Raw genomic sequence first — 18399 nt, forward strand, 5'->3', positions numbered from 1 at the left:
ATCCCGGCGGGCAGGATCGCGTCGGCCCCTTGACCCGGTCGCACGACCTTCCCCACACCCTTGCTCAACAGCAGTACAACTTCTCGGATCTTGGCCGGGGAAGCCCCTTGCGCGGCAGCCCCGTACCATAGGACATAGCCGTGGCGCGTCCGCCCGGCGGGCGTACGAGGAACTGACGCCGCATCCCACGATCCGAGAGAAGCGCAAGCACCCATGCCCACGCGCCACGACATCCGTAACGTCGCCATCGTCGCCCACGTCGACCATGGCAAGACGACCATCGTCGACGCCATGCTCAAGCAGGCCGGTGCCTTCGCCGCCCACCAGCACCTCGACGACCGCATGATGGACTCGAACGACCTGGAGCGTGAGAAGGGCATCACGATCCTCGCCAAGAACACGGCGGTGAAGTATCACCCCAAGGACGGCGGGGCCCCGATCACGATCAACATCATCGACACCCCCGGTCACGCCGACTTCGGTGGCGAGGTCGAGCGCGGTCTGTCGATGGTGGACGCGGTCGTCCTCCTCGTCGACGCCTCCGAGGGTCCCCTCCCGCAGACCCGCTTCGTGCTGCGCAAGGCCCTCCAGCAGCGCCTGCCCGTCATCCTCTGCATCAACAAGACGGACCGCCCGGACTCCCGGATCGACGAGGTCGTCAACGAGACCTACGACCTCTTCCTGGACCTGGACGCGGACGAGGACCAGATCGAGTTCCCGATCGTCTACGCCTGCGGCCGTGACGGCATCGCCTCGCTGACCAAGCCGGAGAACGGCACGGTCCCGGCGGACAGCGAGAACCTGGAGCCGTTCTTCTCCACCATCCTGGAGCACGTCCCGGCCCCGACGTACGACGAGGAGGCCCCGCTCCAGGCCCACGTCACCAACCTGGACGCCGACAACTTCCTCGGCCGCATCGCGCTGCTCCGCGTCGAGCAGGGCGAGCTGCGCAAGGGCCAGACGGTCGCGTGGATCAAGCGGGACGGCACGATCTCCAACGTCCGCATCACCGAGCTGATGATGACCGAGGCGCTCACCCGCAAGCCCGCCGAGGTCGCCGGCCCCGGTGACATCTGCGCCGTCGCCGGTATCCCCGACATCATGATCGGCGAGACCCTGGCCGACCCGGAGAACCCGATCGCGCTTCCGCTGATCACGGTCGACCAGCCGGCCATCTCCATGACCATCGGCACCAACACCTCGCCGCTCGTCGGCCGCGGTGGCACGGGCAAGGGCGCGGAGGCCAAGTCCGCGGTCAAGCAGCGCAAGGTCACCGCCCGCCAGGTCAAGGACCGTCTGGACCGCGAGCTGATCGGTAACGTCTCGCTCCGCGTCCTCGACACCGAGCGCCCCGACGCCTGGGAGGTCCAGGGCCGTGGTGAGCTCGCGCTCGCCATCCTGGTCGAGCAGATGCGCCGCGAGGGCTTCGAGCTCACCATCGGCAAGCCGCAGGTCGTCACCAAGGAGGTCGACGGCAAGACGCACGAGCCCGTCGAGCGCCTCACGGTCGACGTCCCCGAGGAGCACATGGGCGCGGTCACGCAGCTCATGGGCGTCCGCAAGGGCCGCATGGACAACATGTCGAACCACGGCTCCGGCTGGGTCCGCATGGAGTTCGTCGTTCCGTCCCGTGGCCTCATCGGCTTCCGTACGGAGTTCCTCACCAACACCCGCGGTACGGGCATCGCCCACTCGATCCACGAGGGCCACGAGCCGTGGTTCGGCACGCTGACGACCCGTAACAACGGTTCGCTGGTCGCCGACCGCGCCGGCGCCGTCACCGCCTTCGCGATGACGAACCTCCAGGAGCGCGGTGTCCTGTTCACCGACCCCGGCACCGAGGTGTACGAGGGCATGATCGTCGGCGAGAACTCGCGCTCCGACGACATGGACGTGAACATCACCAAGGAGAAGAAGCTCACCAACATGCGCTCCGCCTCCGCCGACTCCTTCGAGGCGATCGTCCCGCCGCGGAAGCTCTCCCTGGAGCAGTCCCTGGAGTTCTGCCGCGACGACGAGTGCGTCGAGGTCACCCCGGAGGCCGTGCGCATCCGCAAGGTGATCCTGGACCAGAACGCGCGTGGCCGCGCGTCCTCCCGCGCCAAGAACAACTGATAGCGGAGCCTGTGGTGCGGCCGGAGTGACAGCACCGGTCCATGCGACAGCACCGGTCGATGCGACAGCACCGGTCGATGCGACAGCACCGGTCGATGAGACAGCACCGGCCGGAGCAGTAGGACGGCCGGAGCGGCAGTACGGCCGAGTTGGCCGAAAACAGTACGGCTGAGCCGGCCGAAGATCGGCTGAGTTCGACCGCATGCGGCCGATGGCAGTGGGGTAGATCACGATCCTGTGATCTACCCCGCTTTCGGTTCGACACGTCGTCAGCACCGGAGCCCGGACCCCTCGCATGGAGTGGGGGAGTCCGGGCTTTTCGTCAACTTCCGTCAACTTCATTTCAGAGGCCGGGTGTCCGCATATCGGCCATCGCTCTCCGGTACGTGTGTTAACGGTCCGTTTCGGGGGTGTCTGTCTGTGCTCAGTTTGTCCGGATTTCGGTATCCGGGGGTGTGGTGATGTTGTCAAAACGAGACCACTTAAGTGTGGTTTACAGCCCGGACGTACTTAATAGTTGGCTCCATTGAGCTCGGGTCAATGGGTCACGCACTGTGGGGAGTGCCGACTCACGAGCACACTCGGGGCACTTGAGTGCAATGCCGTCAGGGGTGTCGGCAGAACTCGGAGTGCCCCTCTTGTAGTGACAAAAGTGGACTCATGAGGAGGAACCCATGCGCGGTGCCAAGAGCGCCAAGTGGGTAACGGGCGCGATCATCGTTGCCCTTGCTGCGACCGCCTGTGGCGGGGGTAAGAGCGACAGCGGCGACGCCAAGGGCGCTGTTGACCCGAACGGAATCTTCTCCATCGAGCTGGGTGAGCCTGAGAAGCCCCTGCTCACCGGTGACACGATGGAGTCCAACGGCTCCGCCGTGATGGCCGGCCTGTTCTCGACCCTGGTCGACTACAAGGCCGACGGTTCCCTGGAGATGATCAACGCCGAATCGGTCACCACGACCGACTCGAAGACGTGGACCGTCAAGCTGAAGCCGGGCTGGACCTTCCACGACGGCACCCCGGTGACCTCCAAGTCCTACGTGGACGCGTGGAACTGGAACGCCAACGTCAAGAACGCCCAGGGTCTGTCCTCGTGGTTCGCGGACATCAAGGGCTACGACAAGGTCCACCCCGAGGCCGAGGGCGCCAAGCCCACCGCCGACAAGATGGACGGTCTGACGGTCGTCGACGAGACCACCTTCAAGATCGAGCTCACCAAGGCCGTTCCGTACTTCGGCCACAAGCTCGCCTACATCGTCTTCGCCCCGCTGGCCGAGTCCTTCTACAAGGACCCGGAGGCCGGTGGCCAGAAGCCGGTCGGCAACGGTCCCTACAAGTTCAAGAGCTGGGACCACAAGAAGAAGATCGAGATCACTCGATTCGACGGCTACAAGGGCCCGAACAAGGCGAAGAACGGCGGTGTGGTCTTCAAGAACTACACCACCCTCGAGGCCGCGTACGAGGACCTGAAGTCCGGCAACGTCGACGTGCTCCGTCAGATCGCGCCGAAGGACCTCCCGGTCTACCGCCAGGACCTCGGCGACCGCGCCGTGGACCAGCCGTACTCCGCGATCCAGACCATCGCCGTCGCCTTCTACGCCGACCAGTGGAAGAAGCCGAAGCAGATCGACCCGCGCGTCGTGCAGGGTCTGTCGATGGCGATCGACCGCGCCACCATCACCAAGACGGTGCTGCAGGGTACGCGTGAGCCCGCGACCGGCTGGGTCGCCAAGGGTGTCCTGGGCTTCCAGGAGGACGGTGGCGCCGGCGTCACCAAGTTCGACCCCGCGAAGGCCAAGGAGCTCATCAAGGCCGGCGGTGGCGTCCCGAACAACAAGATCTCGATCCAGTTCAACGCCGACGGTGGCCACAAGGAGTGGGTGGACGCTGTCTGCAACTCCATCCAGCAGGCCACCGACGTCCAGTGCGTCGGCGACGGCAAGCCGGACTTCCAGGCCGACCTGACCGCTCGTAAGACGAAGCAGGTCAAGTCCCTGTACCGCTCCGGCTGGGTGCTCGACTACCCGGTGAACGCCAACTTCATCTCGGACCTGTTCCGTACGGGTGCGGCGGGCAACCAGGGTGACTTCACCAACAAGGAGCTCGACGCCAAGATCGCCAAGGCGGACTCGGCTGCGACCCTCGACGAGTCGGTGAAGCAGTTCCAGGCCATCGAGAAGGACCTGGTCAACTACATGCCGTCCATCCCGCTCTGGTACTACAAGGTCAACGCGGGCTACTCCGAGAAGGTTTCGGGCGTGGCGTACGGACAGGACGGCGACCCGATCCTGACCGGCGTCGAGGTCAAGAAGTAATCACCCAAGCGTAGTCCGCCTGCCGATGCGGGGCTGACGGGATGTCAGCCCCGCGTTCGGCGCCTTACGTATGTGGCTGGGGGGCCCTTCCACGACATTCGCGTACCCGTTCCGGGTCGCGGTTGCCGAGGGAGGGCCCGTCGGTTGCTGCTGTCATATTTCAACGGAGGCATGATGGGGCGCTATGTCGCACGACGACTGCTCCAGATGATCCCGGTTTTCCTCGGGACCACCCTGCTGATCTTCCTCATGGTCTACAGCCTGCCCGGCGACCCCGTGGCGGGTATGTTCGGGGACAAGGGCGCTGACCCCGCGACCCTCGCGAAGATCAGACACGATCTGGGACTGGATCTGCCGCTCTGGCAGCAGTACTGGAACTACATGACCGACATCATCCTGCACTTCGACTTCGGGACCCAGATCCGCAACGGTCGCCCGATCACCGAGGTACTGGGTGAGGCGTTCCCCGTCACTCTGCAGCTCGCCGCTCTGGCGTTCGCTTTCGAGCTGGTCTTCGGCATCGGCCTCGGCATCATCGCCGGTCTCAAGGCCGGCCGTCTCGCCGACAACGCGATCCTCATCTTCACGCTGCTGATCATCTCGATCCCGGTCTTCGTCCTCGGCTTCATCATCAAGATGGTGTTCGCCTTCGAACTGGGCTGGATCGAACCGAACGTCAGCAACGACCAGTTGGTGTCCGAGATGATCGCTCCGGCCATTGTGCTGGGCGGTCTTTCCCTTGCCTATGTGGCCCGGCTCACCCGGACCTCCATGGCGGAGAACCTGCGCGCCGACTACATGCGTACGGCCGTCGCCAAGGGCCTGCCCCGCCGTCGTGTCATCGGCGTGCACCTGATGCGCAACTCGATGATCCCCGTGGTCACCTTCCTCGGCACCGACATCGGCGCCCTCATGGGCGGCGCGGTCGTCACCGAGCGCATCTTCAACATCAAGGGCGTCGGTGGCCTCATCGCCGAGTCGATCACCCGGCGTGAAGGTTCGACCCTGGTCGGCCTCGTCACCATCCTGGTGATCATCTACCTCGTCACCAGCCTGCTCATCGACCTGCTGTACGCGGTCCTGGACCCGAGGATCCGGTATGCCTGACGTGACCAAGACCGCGACCGCCGTCGAGGACGCCGTCGCGCTTCCCGCCGACCCGGCTCCCGCCGCGAAGCAGGAGAAGGCCCGCAGCCTCTGGGGCGACGCCTGGGTCGACCTGCGCCGCAACCCGTACTTCCTCGTGGCGTCGGTGCTGATCTTCTTCCTGCTGCTGATCGCCGTCTTCCCGAGCATGTTCACCAGCGCGTCGCCGACCAAGGGCGACCTGGTGAAGCACTTCCTCGGCAAGCCGGAGCTCGGAGCCATCGGCTCCGAGGGCTGGCTCGGCTACGACGGCCAGGGCCGCTCCGTGTACGCCCGACTGATCTACGGCACCCGTGCCTCGATCATCGTCGGTGTCGCGGTCACGGCGATCGTCACCCTCGTCGGTGGCGTGATGGGCATGCTCGCCGGCTACTTCGGCGGCTGGATCGACGCGCTGCTCTCGCGTCTGACCGACATCTTCTTCGGCATCCCGTTCCTGCTCGGCGCCATGGTCGTCCTGCAGTCCTTCGTCGAGCGCACGGTCTGGGTGGTCGTCTTCGCCCTCGCGTTCCTCGGCTGGACCCAGATGGCCCGCGTCATGCGCGGCGCCGTGATGACCGTCAAGCAGGCCGACTACGTGCACGCGGCCAAGGCGCTCGGCGCCGGCACGACCCGCATCCTGGTCCGGCACATCCTGCCGAACGCCATGGCTCCGGTGATCGTCGTCGCCACCATCGCCCTCGGCGGGTACATCTCCGCCGAGGCCACCCTCTCGTACCTGGGCCTGGGCCTCGCCGCCCCGACCGTCTCGTGGGGTGTGGACATCTCCACCGGTGTCGACCAGATCCGAGTGGCGCAGCACATCCTGCTGTGGCCCTCGATCATGCTCAGCATCACCGTTCTGGCGTTCATCATGCTCGGCGAAGCCGTACGCAACGCCCTCGACCCGAAGCTGCGCTGAGGAGGGCGTAAAAGATGAGCATCATCGACAAGACCGCGGCCGTCCCCGCGCCCCGCGACGGAGCCGGCCACAACGGTCCGCTGCTCGAAGTCCGTGACCTGCACGTCGAGTTCCACACCCGCGACGGTGTGGCCAAGGCGGTCAACGGTGTCAACTACTCGGTGAACGCCGGCGAGACCCTCGCCGTCCTCGGCGAGTCCGGCTCCGGCAAGTCCGTCACCGCGCAGGCCATCATGGGCATCCTCGACATGCCGCCCGGCAAGATCCCGCAGGGCGAGATCCTGTTCCGCGGCCAGGACATGCTGAAGATGTCCGAGGAGGAGCGCCGGAAGATCCGCGGCCGGAAGATCGCGATGATCTTCCAGGACGCGCTGTCCTCCCTCAACCCGGTCCTCAGCGTCGGCTACCAGCTCGGCGAGATGTTCCGGGTGCACCACGGCCTCTCCAAGAAGGACGCCACGGTCAAGGCCATCGAGCTGATGGACAAGGTCAAGATCCCCGCCGCCAAGGCGCGGGTCTCCGACTACCCCCACCAGTTCTCCGGCGGTATGCGCCAGCGCATCATGATCGCCATGGCGCTCGCCCTGGAGCCGGACCTGATCATCGCCGACGAGCCCACCACGGCTCTCGACGTGACCGTCCAGGCCCAGGTCATGGACCTCCTCGCGGAGCTCCAGCAGGAATACAACATGGGCCTGATCCTGATCACCCACGACCTCGGCGTCGTCGCCGACGTCGCGGACAAGATCGCCGTGATGTACGCCGGCCGGATCGTCGAGCAGGCGCCGGTGCACGAGCTCTACAAGCGCCCGGCCCACCCCTACACCAAGGGGCTCCTGGAGTCGATCCCGCGCCTGGACCAGAAGGGTCAGGAGCTCTACGCGATCAAGGGCCTCCCGCCCAACCTGCTCCGTGTGCCCACCGGCTGCGCCTTCAACCCGCGCTGCCCCAAGGCCGACGACATCTGCCGCACGGAGATCCCGGCCCTCGTGCCGGTCACCGAGCAGGACGGCGCGGATCTTCCGGGCCGTACGAGCGCCTGCCACTTCTGGAAGGAGACGATCCATGGCTGACCTCAGCAAGAACGACGAGGCCGTGGCCGCCGTCGAGGCCCCCGTGGGCCGCGGCGAGCCGATCCTCCAGGTGCGCAACCTGAAGAAGCACTTCCCGCTGACGCAGGGCATCCTCTTCAAGAAGCAGGTCGGCGCGGTCAAGGCCGTGGACGGGGTCTCCTTCGACCTCTACCAGGGCGAGACCCTCGGCATCGTGGGCGAGTCCGGCTGTGGCAAGTCCACGGTCGCCAAGCTCCTGATGAACCTGGAGCAGGCGACCGCCGGCGAGGTCTTCTACAAGGGCCAGGACATCACCAAGCTGGGCGGCCGCGCGCTGAAGGCCGTGCGCCGCAACATCCAGATGGTGTTCCAGGACCCGTACACCTCGCTGAACCCGCGCATGACGGTCGGCGACATCATCGGCGAGCCCTTCGACATCCACCCCGAGGTGGCCCCGAAGGGCGACCGGCGCCGCAAGGTGCAGGAGCTGCTCGACGTCGTCGGTCTGAACCCGGAGTACATCAACCGGTACCCGCACCAGTTCTCCGGCGGTCAGCGCCAGCGCATCGGCATCGCCCGCGGCCTCGCGCTCAACCCGGAGATCATCATCTGCGACGAGCCGGTCTCGGCCCTGGACGTCTCCGTCCAGGCGCAGGTCATCAACCTGATGGGGAAGCTCCAGGACGAGTTCAACCTCTCCTACCTCTTCATCGCGCACGACCTGTCGATCGTCCGGCACATCTCGGACCGCGTCGGCGTCATGTACCTCGGCAAGATGGCCGAGATCGGTTCGGACGAGCAGATCTACGAGCACCCGACGCACCCCTACACCCAGGCGCTGCTCTCCGCGGTGCCGGTGCCGGACCCGGAGGCCCGCGCGCACCGCGAGCGGATCATCCTGACCGGTGACGTCCCCTCGCCGGCGAACCCGCCGTCGGGCTGCAGCTTCCGCACCCGTTGCTGGAAGGCGCAGGAGAAGTGCTCGCAGGAGACGCCGCTCCTGGCGATCCCGCAGCGCTTCTCCGGTCAGGACACCCCGGCCGCCCACCTCTCGGCGTGCCACTTCGCCGAGGAGAAGCAGGTCGTGCCGGTGCACTGACGCACCGACCGGCAGACAGCACGAAGGGCGCCCCGTTCCGTACGTACGGAACGGGGCGCCCTTCGTGCTGTCCTCCCGCGCCCCGGGGCACCGTCCGGCGGCCGTAAAAGTGCAGCACCGTCAATATCGGGTGATATTGGGGCCTAAGTCAGACTTAGGACATTCGGGAGGCACTCCATGCGCGGAGCCACGCACGCCAAGTGGGCCGCTCTGGCCACCGCAGTCGCCCTCGCGGCGACCGGCTGTGGCGGCGGCGACGACAGCGGTGGCGGAGGGGCCGACGGCATCGTGAGTTCCTCGTGGGGCGACCCGCAGAACCCGCTGGAGCCCGCCAACACCAACGAGGTCCAGGGCGGCAAGGTCCTCTCCATGATCTTCCGAGGGCTCAAGCAGTACGACCCGAAGACCGGCGAGGCCAAGGACATGCTCGCCGAGAAGATCGAGACCACCGACTCGATCAACTTCGCCATCACGGTCAAGGACGGCTGGACCTTCTCCAACGGTGAGAAGGTGACCGCCAAGTCCTTCGTCGACGCGTGGAACTACGCCGCCGATCTGAAGAACAACCAGAAGAACGCCTACTTCTTCGGCCAGATCGAGGGCTACGACAAGGTCCACCCCGAGCAGGGCGAGCCGTCCGCCACCTCCATGTCCGGCCTCAAGGTCACCGGCCCCCAGACCTTCACGGTCAAGCTCACCCAGAAGTTCTCCACCTGGCCCATCACCCTCGGCTACGCGGCCTTCTCGCCGCTGCCCCAGGCCTTCTTCGACGACCGCCAGGCCTGGCTGTCGAAGCCGATCGGCAACGGGCCGTACACCGTCGACTCGTACTCCAAGGGCTCCCAGATGGCCCTCAAGCGCTGGGACGCCTACCCCGGCCCCGACAAGGCCCAGAACGGCGGCATCACCCTCAAGGTCTACACGGACAACAACACCGCCTACACCGACCTGACGGCCGGCAACCTCGACCTCGTCGACGACGTCCCCGCCTCCCAGCTCAAGAACGTCGAGGCCGACCTCGGCGACCGGTACATCAACGTCCCCGCCGGCATCATCCAGACCCTGTCCTTCCCGTTCTACGACCCGGCCTGGAACAAGCCCGGACAGGAGAAGCTCCGTCAGGGCCTCTCCATGGCGATCGACCGCAACCAGATCACCGAGACGATCTTCCAGAAGACCCGGACACCCGCCGTCGACTGGACATCCCCGGTCCTCGGCGAGGACGGCGGCTTCAAGGACATCTGCGGCGACTTCTGCAAGTACGACGCCGACGAGGCGAAGAAGCTCGTCGCCGAGGGCGGCGGCATCCCCGGCGGCACCATGAAGATCTCGTACAACGCCGACACCGGCTCCCACAAGGAATGGGTCGACGCGGTCTGCAACTCCATCAACCGGGCCCTCGGCAACAACAAGGCCTGCGTCGGCAACCCGGTCGGCACCTTCGCCGACTTCCGCAACCAGGTCACCCAGTCGAAGATGGACGGCCCGTTCCGGGCCGGCTGGCAGATGGACTACCCGCTCATCCAGAACTTCCTCCAGCCGCTGTACTACACCAACGCCTCGTCCAACGACGGAAAGTACTCGGACCCCGAGTTCGACAAGCTGGTGAACCAGGCCAACGCCGAGGCCGACACCGCGAAGGCCGTCGGGCTCTTCCAGCAGGCCGAGGAAGTCCTCCGGGACGACATGGGCGCCATTCCGCTCTGGTACCAGAACGGCAGCGCCGGCTACTCGGAGCGGGTCAGCAACGTCTCCCTGAACCCGTTCAGCGTCCCGGTCTACGACCAGATCAAGGTCAACTGACGTCGTAGCAGGTCGGAGGCGTACGGCCCGGCCCGCGGACCCCCGCGCCGCCGGGCCGCACGTCTTCTCCGCACCCCACCGCCACGCGGAGCCACCCCTCTTCCCGGAGCCAACCCCCGGAGCCCCCCATGGGTCGATATGTGATCCGGCGGCTGCTGCAGATGATCCCGGTCTTCTTCGGCGCCACGCTGTTGATCTTCCTGATGGTGAACGTGATGGGCGACCCCATCGCCGGACTGTGCGGCGACCGCCAGTGCGACCCGGCGACCGCCGCCCAGCTGGAGAAGGAGTTCGGTCTCGACAAGCCCGTCTGGCAGCAATACCTCACCTACATGGGCAACGTCTTCACCGGAGACTTCGGCACCGCCTTCAACGGGCAGCCCGTCACCGAACTGATGGCCAGCGCCTTCCCCGTCACCATCCGGCTCACCATCGTCGCGATCTTCTTCGAGATCGTCATCGGCATCAGCCTCGGCGTGGTCACCGGCCTCAAGCGGGGGCGCCCCGTCGACACCACCGTCCTGCTGCTGACCCTGGTCGTCCTCTCCGTCCCGACCTTCGTCACCGGCCTCCTCGTCCAGCTGCTCCTCGGCGTCAAATGGGGCTGGATCAAGCCGGCGGTATCGCCCGAGGCCACCTTCAGCGAACTCATCGTGCCCGGCCTGGTCCTCGCCTCGGTCTCCCTGGCCTACGTCACCCGGCTCACCCGGACCTCGATCGCCGAGAACAAGCGCGCCGACTACGTCCGCACCGCCGTCGCCAAGGGCCTGCCCCGCCGCCGGGTCATCAGCCGGCACCTGCTCCGCAACAGCCTCATCCCCGTCGTGACGTTCATCGGCGCCGACGTCGGCGCCCTCATGGGCGGAGCAATCGTCACCGAACGGATCTTCAACATCCACGGCGTCGGCTACCAGCTCTACCAGGGCATCGTCCGCCAGAACACCCAGACCGTGGTGGGCTTCGTGACCATCCTCGTACTGGTGTTCCTGCTGGCCAACCTCCTGGTCGACCTCCTGTACGCCGTCCTTGACCCGAGGATTCGCTATGCCTGAGCAGCCCGAGCCGCTTGAGTCGTACGAAGAGGGCCGAGCCATCGCACCCACCGGCGCCGGCGGTGCGTCCGATCTCGCGACGGCCGAAGGGGAGACCCTGGAGAAGACCCCCGGCGGCCCCCTGGGCACCGGCGCCGACAAGAAGCCCCGCTCCCTGTGGTCCGACGCCTGGCGCGACCTGCGCCGGAACCCGATCTTCATCATCTCCTCGCTGGTGATCCTCTTCCTCGTCGTCATCTCCATCTGGCCCCAGCTGATCGCCTCGGGTGACCCCCTCGACTGCGACCTCTCCAAGGCCCAGGAGGGTTCCCAGCCCGGCCACCCCTTCGGCTTCAACGGCCAGGGCTGCGACGTCTACACCCGCACCGTCTACGGCGCCCGGACGTCCGTGACCGTCGGCGTCCTCGCCACCCTCGGCGTGGCCGTTCTCGGCAGCATCCTCGGCGGACTCGCCGGCTTCTTCGGCGGCGCCTGGGACGGCGTCCTCTCCCGGATCACCGACGTCTTCTTCGCCATCCCCGTCGTCCTCGGCGGCCTGGTGCTCCTCTCCGTGGTGACCAGCTCCAGCGTCTGGCCCGTCATCGGCTTCATGGTGCTGCTCGGCTGGCCGCAGCTCTCCCGCATCGCCCGCGGCTCCGTCATCACCGCCAAACAGAACGACTACGTGCAGGCGGCCCGGGCCCTCGGCGCCTCCAACTCCCGGATGATGCTCCGCCACATCACGCCCAACGCCATCGCCCCGGTGATCGTCGTCGCCACCATCGCCCTCGGCACGTACATCGCGCTGGAGGCGACCCTGTCCTACCTCGGTGTCGGCCTGAAGCCGCCGACCGTCTCCTGGGGCATCGACATCTCCTCGGCGTCGCAGTACATCCGCAACGCGCCGCACATGCTGCTCTGGCCCGCCGGCGCGCTCGCCATCACCGTGCTCGCCTTCATCATGCTCGGCGACGCCGTCCGCGACGCCCTCGACCCGAAGCTGAGGTAGGGACCCATGCTGCTCGAAGTGCGCGACCTGCACGTGGAGTTCCACACCCGCGAAGGCGTGGCCAAGGCCGTCAACGGCGTCGACTACTCCGTCGACGCGGGGGAGACCCTCGCCGTCCTCGGCGAGTCGGGCTCCGGCAAGTCCGTCACCGCCCAGGCCGTGATGGGCATCCTCGACGTCCCCCCGGGCAGGATCAGCCAGGGCGAGATCCTCTTCCAGGGCCAGGACCTGCTGAAGCTCAAGGAGGACGAGCGGCGCAAGATCCGCGGCGCCAAGATGGCGATGGTCTTCCAGGACGCGCTGTCCTCCCTCAACCCCGTCATCAGCGTCGGCGAACAGCTCGGCGAGATGTTCCAGGTCCACAAGGGCATGTCGCGCAAGGACTCCAAGGCCAAGGCCGTCGAACTGATGGACCGGGTCCGCATCCCCGCCGCCAAGGAACGCGTCGGCCAGTACCCCCACCAGTTCTCCGGCGGCATGCGCCAGCGCATCATGATCGCGATGGCGCTCGCCCTCGAACCCGAACTGATCATCGCCGACGAGCCCACCACCGCCCTCGACGTCACCGTCCAGGCCCAGGTCATGGACCTCCTCGCCGAACTCCAGCGCGAACTCAACATGGGCCTCATCCTCATCACCCACGACCTCGGGGTCGTCGCCGACGTCGCCGACAAGATCGCCGTCATGTACGCGGGCCGGATCGTCGAACAGGCCCCCGTCCACGAGATCTACAAGGCCCCCGCCCACCCCTACACCCGAGGCCTGCTCGACTCCATCCCACGCCTCGACCAGAAGGGTCACGAGCTCTACGCGATCAAGGGCCTCCCGCCCAACCTCCTCGCCATCCCGCCCGGCTGCGCCTTCAACCCCCGCTGCCCCATGGCCCAGGACGTCTGCCGCACCGACGTGCCCCCGCTCTACGACGTGACCGAGTCCCCGGTGAAGCGCTCCAGCGCCTGCCACTTCTGGAAGGAGTGCCTCCATGGCTGAGGCGATTCTCGAAGTCCGGGACCTCCACAAGCACTACCCGCTCACCCAGGGCATCGTCTTCAAGAAGCAGGTCGGCTCGGTCAAGGCGGTCGACGGCGTCGACTTCGACCTCCAGGCCGGCGAAACCCTCGGCATCGTCGGCGAGTCCGGCTGCGGCAAGTCGACGGTCGCCAAGATGCTGGTCAACCTCGAACGGCCGACATCCGGCGCGATCCGCTACAAGGGCGAGGACATCAGCAGACTCTCCCCCCGCGCGCTCAAGGCCGTCCGCCGCAACATCCAGATGGTGTTCCAGGACCCGTACACCTCGCTCAACCCGCGCATGACCGTCGGCGACATCATCGGCGAGCCGTACGAGATCCACCCCGAGGTCGCCCCCAAGGGCTCCCGCCGACAGAAGGTCCAGGACCTCCTTGACATCGTCGGCCTCAACCCCGAGTACATCAACCGCTACCCGCACCAGTTCTCCGGCGGCCAGCGCCAGCGCATCGGCATCGCCCGCGGCCTCGCCCTCCAGCCCGAGATCATCGTCGCCGACGAGCCGGTCTCGGCCCTCGACGTCTCCGTCCAGGCGCAGGTCATCAACCTGATGGGGAACCTCCAGTCCGAGTTCTCCCTGTCGTACGTCTTCATCGCCCACGACCTGTCGATCGTGCGCCACATCTCCGACCGGGTCGGCGTCATGTACCTCGGCCGGATCGTCGAGATCGGCAGCGACGCCCAGATCTACGACCACCCCACCCACCCCTACACACAGGCGCTGCTCTCCGCCGTCCCGGTCCCCGACCCCGAGGCGCGCGCCCACCGCGAGCGGATCATCCTCACCGGCGACGTCCCCTCCCCGGCCAACATCCCCTCGGGCTGCCGCTTCCGCACCCGCTGCTGGAAGGCCCAGGAACGCTGCACCCTGGAGGTCCCGCTCCTCGCCGTCCCGGCCGTCTTCCGCCTCACGGACAGCCCGGCGAAGCACGACTCGGCCTGCCACTTCGCCGAGGAGAAGCACGTCGTCCCCTCTGAGGACGCCGACGGCGGACCCGAGACACCGCCGGACGACCGCGCCGACCCGTTCAGGAAGCCCGAATCGCCTTAACGCACAGGCAACTTCACCGAATCGGCTCCGATATACGAACAGGCCAGACTGCACAGCGTACGGCCGTGCGGGTGCCGTGAACCGGGCCGGGGCGCACCATGTCGCCCCGGCCCGGCCACACCCCCTTTTCGCGGGGCTCGGTTCGCCTCCGGGCACCTGGTGCCGGGCTCACAGCCCCGACCGCGCTCGGCCCGACCGTTCCTCACGGGCCTCTGCGCGCTCGGGCCGTTCCCCCGGCGCGCCCTTCGGCTCACCCGCCGGCCCTTGGGGGTGGGCGCCCCGCAGCGGTACCGGCCGGGTTTCGCGGAACCGCTTGTTTCGGTTGATGGCGACCGTGAGTATCGGGATCGTGACTGTGACACGACCGGCACGTCTCACGGGCGCCGCGCTCTGCGCCGCGCTCGCCCTCACCGCCGCGGTGTGGATCCTCAAGGACCTCGCCGTGCTCGGCTCACCCGCCGACCTCGCCTGGTACTGGGCCGGGGACCACCACTTCCTCATCCGGGGCCGGTCCGCCACCTCCCTGATCGACGCCGTGCTGCTCGTCGTCTCCGCCGCCGCCGCGGCCGCCGCGATCCGCTCCCGCCACGCGGCCTCCGCGCTCGCCGCCACCGGCATCGTCACGTTCGCCCTGCGCCTGCCCGGCCTCTGGGAGCCCGACAGCGGCGCCCTCGTCACCGCCCTCGTCGAACTCGCCCTCGCCGCCGGGCTGATCGTCACCGCCGCCGTCGGCCGCCGCCCGGCCGTCGACTCCTACGAACCGCTCCCCACCCGCCCGCGTCCGGGCCCCGCCGTCGCCGCCGGAATCCTCCTCGCGACCGGCGCGCTCGTCGTGACCCTGTGGCAGCTGTACTGGGCCACCGAACTGCCCCTGCAGTTCACCGTCGACCGCTTCACCGGCGGCCGGTCCATCATGAAGGCGACCCTCGCGCCGCCGCCCGGCTGGCTGTCGCTGATCCTCGTCGCCCTGTACGGGACCGCGGCCGTCTCCGCCTTCGTACGGGCCCGCCACAGCCGGGCCTTCGGGCTGCTCGCCGGGGCGTTCCTGGCGGCCGGCGGCATCGCCGAGGTCGCCAGGAACACCCGCTACGGACTCATGGGCGACTTCGTGGACCTCCCGGGCACCGCCCAGCTGAGCATCCTCACCGCCTTCTTCGGACTGCTCGCGGGCATCGCGGTGCTCGTCCTGCTCGCCGGGCGCGGCGCCCCCGCCGGTGCGCCGAGCCCGTACCCGCCGGCGGGGATGCCGCCCCCCGCCCCGCCCTACCCGCCGCCGCCGGGCTGGTGACCCGGCCGGTGACTCAGCCCCGCATCCCGCCGAGGGACCGCTTCAGGAAGTCCACCTGGAGCAGCAGCAGGTTCTCCGCGACCTGCTCCTGCGGTGTCATGTGCGTGACCCCCGACAGCGGCAGCACCTCGTGCGGCCGGCCCGCCGCGAGGAGCGCCGAGGAGAGCCGCAGCGCGTGCGCGACGACCACGTTGTCGTCCGCGAGACCGTGCACGATCATCATCGGCCGCACGGGCACCTCCGGCGCCGAGAGCCCGTCGTCGGTGAGCAGCGACTGCGCCGCGTACACCTCGGGATCGTCCTGCGGAGTGCCGAGGTACCGCTCGGTGTAGTGGGTGTCGTACAGCCGCCAGTCCGTCACCGGCGCCCCCACCACCGCCGCGTGGAACACGTCGGGGCGCCGCAGCACCGCCCGCGCCGCCAGATAGCCGCCGTACGACCAGCCCCGGACCGCCACCCGCTCCAGATCCAGCGGGAAGCGGCCGGCGAGCCCCTGGAGCGCGTCCACCTGGTCGTCGAGGGTCGGCCCGAAGTCCCGCGCGATCGACTTCTCCCAGGCGGGGGAGCGGCCCGGCGTGCCCCGTCCGTCCGCCACGACCACCGCGAAGCCCTGGTCGGCGAACCACTGGGACGTCAGATGCGCGTTGTGCGCGGCGAGCACCCGCGGCCCGTGCGGACCGCCGTAGGGGTCCATCAGGACCGGCAGCGGCCCGTCACCCTCCTCGTACCCCGACGGCAGCAGCACCGCGCACGGGATCCGCCGCACGCCCGCCTCCGTGAGCCGCACGCGCGCGCGAAGCACCGGATCCTGGGCGTACGAGGCCACCACGGCGACCTGCTCGCCGTCCCGCAGCACCCGCGCCACGCTCCCAGGCGTCTCCGGGCGCGCCGACACCAGCACGGTCACCGCGCCCGCACGCACCGCGCCGTGCACGCCGACGCCCTCGGAGAGCCGCTCCGCGCCCCCACCGGTCACCCGGTACACATGGACCTCGCCGGTCTCCGGGACAGCCGCCTCCCCGCCCGCCGACGCCGACACGAGGACGTCGTCCTCCCCGACGTCGAGCACCGCCCGGACGTGCAGCGCGGCATCCGTCAGCACCTCGTCGCCCACGGCCAGGGCCCGCGCCCCGGTCTCGTCCGTGAGCCGTACGAGCCGCCCGTCCGGAGCCCACGACGGCACCCCCGGCAGCAGCTCCAGCCACACCGGGTCCCGCTCCGCCCGTACCGTCCTCGTCTCCCCGGACTCCGGGTCCACCGCCAGGAACAACTGCTCCCGCTGGTCCCGCGCCTGGACGAGCAGCAGCGGCGCCCCGGCCGCCGACCAGTGCACGCGCGCGAGGTACGGATACCGCTCCCGGTCCCACACCACCTCCGTGCGGGCCCCGGCGAGATCGATGACGAACAGCCGCACGTCCGCGTTGGCCGTACCCGCCGCCGGATACCCCACCGGCTGCGGCTCCCGGTCCGGATGCGCCGGATCGGCGATCCACCAGCGCCGCACCGCCCGGTCGTCGGCACGCGCCACGAGCAGCCGGTCCGAGGCGGGCGACCACCAGAAACCCCGGTCCCGGGTCATCTCCTCCGAGGCGATGAATTCGGCCAATCCGTAGGACACGTGCGGCTCCTCCGGAACGGCCAGCTCCCGGTCGCCCGAACCGTCCGCTCCCACCACCCGCAGCGCGCCCTCCGTCACGTACGCGACCAGGCGTCCGTCCGGCGAGGGCCGGGGATCGATCACCGGCCCAGGCACCGACAGCTCCCGCGCCGTCCCGGCCCGCAGCTCCGCCGCGAACAGCCGCCCCGACAGGGCGAAGGCCGCCAACTCCACCGCCCCGTCCACCGCGTACGCCACCACACCGGCCGAGCCCTCCCGGCTCCGCTCCCGGCGCGCCCGCTCCTGCGGCGACAACTCCTCCTCACCGCCCGCGAGCAGCACCTCCGGGTCGGCCGCCACCCGCTCCACGGGCGCGCCGCCGTCGCGGGGCAGGTCGAGAACCCAGAGCCGGTGCGTACGGTCCACACCGGACGCGGCCCTGACGAACACGACGCGCTCCCCGTCGGGGGAGACCGAGAAGGCACGCGGAACGCCCAGGGAGAACCGCTGGGTACGGGCGTGACGGCGGGGGAAGGAGAGCCCGGCAGGGGGTGTCGCCGGCTGCTGTCGAGACGAGGTCATGCGGCTGAAACTAGCGCTGTGCGCCCCCCTCGTGCCTCCGTCCGCCGATCGATGCGGCCGCACGGATAGTTATGATCCGTAGCGCTAGGTGGGTATGCATCCGACGGGCCTGCCCCCTGGCACATGCTGATCGACCGAACCACTCGAATATCCGACCGAAGAAGTGTGGAGGTGAACCGCCGTGGCACTCTCGATCTCCGTGGTGGTGCTGCTGGCGATCGTCGTCTTCCTTCTGATCCGGAAATCCGGGTTGAAGGCGGGACACGCGGCGATCAGCGCACTCCTGGGCTTCTACCTGGCGAGCTCGTCCATCGCCCCCTCCATCAGCACCCTCACCACGAACGTGGCGAACATGGTCGGCGGCCTCAAGTTCTGAGAGCGCCC

14 protein-coding genes are annotated in these 18399 nt (G+C 68.4%); 13 read left to right on the forward strand and 1 reads right to left on the reverse strand.

Going from position 1 to position 18399, the window contains the following annotated elements:
* Positions 1-213 precede the first annotated feature (213 nt).
* The 12 genes from typA (at position 214) to ACZ4XX_RS10185 (ending at position 15836) form a co-directional block, all read left to right on the forward strand.
* Positions 214-2115 (forward strand): translational GTPase TypA, encoded by a 1902-nt coding sequence (gene typA / locus ACZ4XX_RS10130; protein WP_468507477.1) that lies wholly within the window; start codon positions 214-216, stop codon positions 2113-2115.
* 674 nt (positions 2116-2789) lie between these two features.
* Positions 2790-4427, forward strand: a complete 1638-nt coding sequence (locus ACZ4XX_RS10135; protein WP_468507478.1) for a peptide ABC transporter substrate-binding protein — start codon at positions 2790-2792, stop codon at positions 4425-4427.
* 174 nt (positions 4428-4601) lie between these two features.
* The gene (locus ACZ4XX_RS10140) at positions 4602-5534 is read left to right on the forward strand and encodes an ABC transporter permease (protein WP_030320650.1); all 933 of its coding nucleotides are present in this window, start codon (positions 4602-4604) and stop codon (positions 5532-5534) included.
* Positions 5527-6474, forward strand: a complete 948-nt coding sequence (locus ACZ4XX_RS10145) for an ABC transporter permease (protein WP_468507479.1) — start codon at positions 5527-5529, stop codon at positions 6472-6474. The genes ACZ4XX_RS10140 and ACZ4XX_RS10145 overlap by 8 nt, the downstream gene beginning before the upstream one ends.
* Before the next feature lie 14 nt (positions 6475-6488).
* Complete coding sequence (locus tag ACZ4XX_RS10150; RefSeq protein ID WP_468507480.1) at positions 6489-7547, forward strand: ABC transporter ATP-binding protein; 1059 nt, start codon at positions 6489-6491, stop codon at positions 7545-7547.
* Positions 7540-8625 carry an ABC transporter ATP-binding protein gene (locus ACZ4XX_RS10155; protein ID WP_468507481.1) on the forward strand — a complete coding sequence of 362 codons (1086 nt, stop codon included), beginning with the start codon at positions 7540-7542 and terminating at the stop codon, positions 8623-8625. Before ACZ4XX_RS10150 ends, ACZ4XX_RS10155 begins: the two co-directional genes overlap by 8 nt.
* A 177-nt stretch (positions 8626-8802) precedes the next feature.
* Entirely contained in the window at positions 8803-10428 is a 1626-nt protein-coding gene (locus ACZ4XX_RS10160; RefSeq protein WP_468507482.1) for a peptide ABC transporter substrate-binding protein, read from the forward strand.
* 128 nt (positions 10429-10556) lie between these two features.
* Positions 10557-11480, forward strand: a complete 924-nt coding sequence (locus ACZ4XX_RS10165) for an ABC transporter permease (RefSeq protein ID WP_187622344.1) — start codon at positions 10557-10559, stop codon at positions 11478-11480.
* Positions 11473-12468 carry an ABC transporter permease gene (locus ACZ4XX_RS10170; RefSeq protein ID WP_468507483.1) on the forward strand — a complete coding sequence of 332 codons (996 nt, stop codon included), beginning with the start codon at positions 11473-11475 and terminating at the stop codon, positions 12466-12468. The genes ACZ4XX_RS10165 and ACZ4XX_RS10170 overlap by 8 nt, the downstream gene beginning before the upstream one ends.
* A gap of 6 nt (positions 12469-12474) precedes the next feature.
* Positions 12475-13458 (forward strand): ABC transporter ATP-binding protein, encoded by a 984-nt coding sequence (locus tag ACZ4XX_RS10175; RefSeq protein ID WP_468507484.1) that lies wholly within the window; start codon positions 12475-12477, stop codon positions 13456-13458.
* On the forward strand, positions 13451-14548 hold the full coding sequence (locus ACZ4XX_RS10180; RefSeq protein ID WP_468507485.1) for an ABC transporter ATP-binding protein: 1098 nt from the start codon (positions 13451-13453) through the stop codon (positions 14546-14548). The genes ACZ4XX_RS10175 and ACZ4XX_RS10180 overlap by 8 nt, the downstream gene beginning before the upstream one ends.
* Before the next feature lie 349 nt (positions 14549-14897).
* Positions 14898-15836: a hypothetical protein gene (locus ACZ4XX_RS10185; RefSeq protein WP_468507486.1), complete on the forward strand. Its 939-nt coding sequence runs from the start codon at positions 14898-14900 to the stop codon at positions 15834-15836.
* A 13-nt stretch (positions 15837-15849) separates the two neighbouring features.
* On the opposite strand, the gene ACZ4XX_RS10190 is transcribed toward ACZ4XX_RS10185, so the two are convergent.
* Positions 15850-18015, reverse strand: a complete 2166-nt coding sequence (locus ACZ4XX_RS10190) for a S9 family peptidase (RefSeq protein WP_468507487.1) — start codon at positions 18013-18015, stop codon at positions 15850-15852.
* Positions 18016-18196: 181 nt separating this feature from the next.
* Here ACZ4XX_RS10190 and ACZ4XX_RS10195 point away from each other — a divergent pair, with 181 nt between their 5' ends.
* Positions 18197-18391, forward strand: coding sequence for a hypothetical protein (locus ACZ4XX_RS10195; RefSeq protein ID WP_030320669.1), 195 nt, complete (start codon positions 18197-18199; stop codon positions 18389-18391).
* Positions 18392-18399 lie beyond the last annotated feature (8 nt).

The sequence above is a fragment of the Streptomyces sp. NPDC029956 genome, from assembly GCF_055574655.1.

Coding starts and splice junctions, on each gene's coding strand:
- typA (WP_468507477.1), top strand. CDS start 214: ATGCCCACGCGCCACGACATCCGTAACGTCGCCATCGTCGCCCACGTC.
- ACZ4XX_RS10135 (WP_468507478.1), top strand. CDS start 2,790: ATGCGCGGTGCCAAGAGCGCCAAGTGGGTAACGGGCGCGATCATCGTT.
- ACZ4XX_RS10140 (WP_030320650.1), top strand. CDS start 4,602: ATGGGGCGCTATGTCGCACGACGACTGCTCCAGATGATCCCGGTTTTC.
- ACZ4XX_RS10145 (WP_468507479.1), top strand. CDS start 5,527: ATGCCTGACGTGACCAAGACCGCGACCGCCGTCGAGGACGCCGTCGCG.
- ACZ4XX_RS10150 (WP_468507480.1), top strand. CDS start 6,489: ATGAGCATCATCGACAAGACCGCGGCCGTCCCCGCGCCCCGCGACGGA.
- ACZ4XX_RS10155 (WP_468507481.1), top strand. CDS start 7,540: ATGGCTGACCTCAGCAAGAACGACGAGGCCGTGGCCGCCGTCGAGGCC.
- ACZ4XX_RS10160 (WP_468507482.1), top strand. CDS start 8,803: ATGCGCGGAGCCACGCACGCCAAGTGGGCCGCTCTGGCCACCGCAGTC.
- ACZ4XX_RS10165 (WP_187622344.1), top strand. CDS start 10,557: ATGGGTCGATATGTGATCCGGCGGCTGCTGCAGATGATCCCGGTCTTC.
- ACZ4XX_RS10170 (WP_468507483.1), top strand. CDS start 11,473: ATGCCTGAGCAGCCCGAGCCGCTTGAGTCGTACGAAGAGGGCCGAGCC.
- ACZ4XX_RS10175 (WP_468507484.1), top strand. CDS start 12,475: ATGCTGCTCGAAGTGCGCGACCTGCACGTGGAGTTCCACACCCGCGAA.
- ACZ4XX_RS10180 (WP_468507485.1), top strand. CDS start 13,451: ATGGCTGAGGCGATTCTCGAAGTCCGGGACCTCCACAAGCACTACCCG.
- ACZ4XX_RS10190 (WP_468507487.1), bottom strand. CDS start 18,015: ATGACCTCGTCTCGACAGCAGCCGGCGACACCCCCTGCCGGGCTCTCC.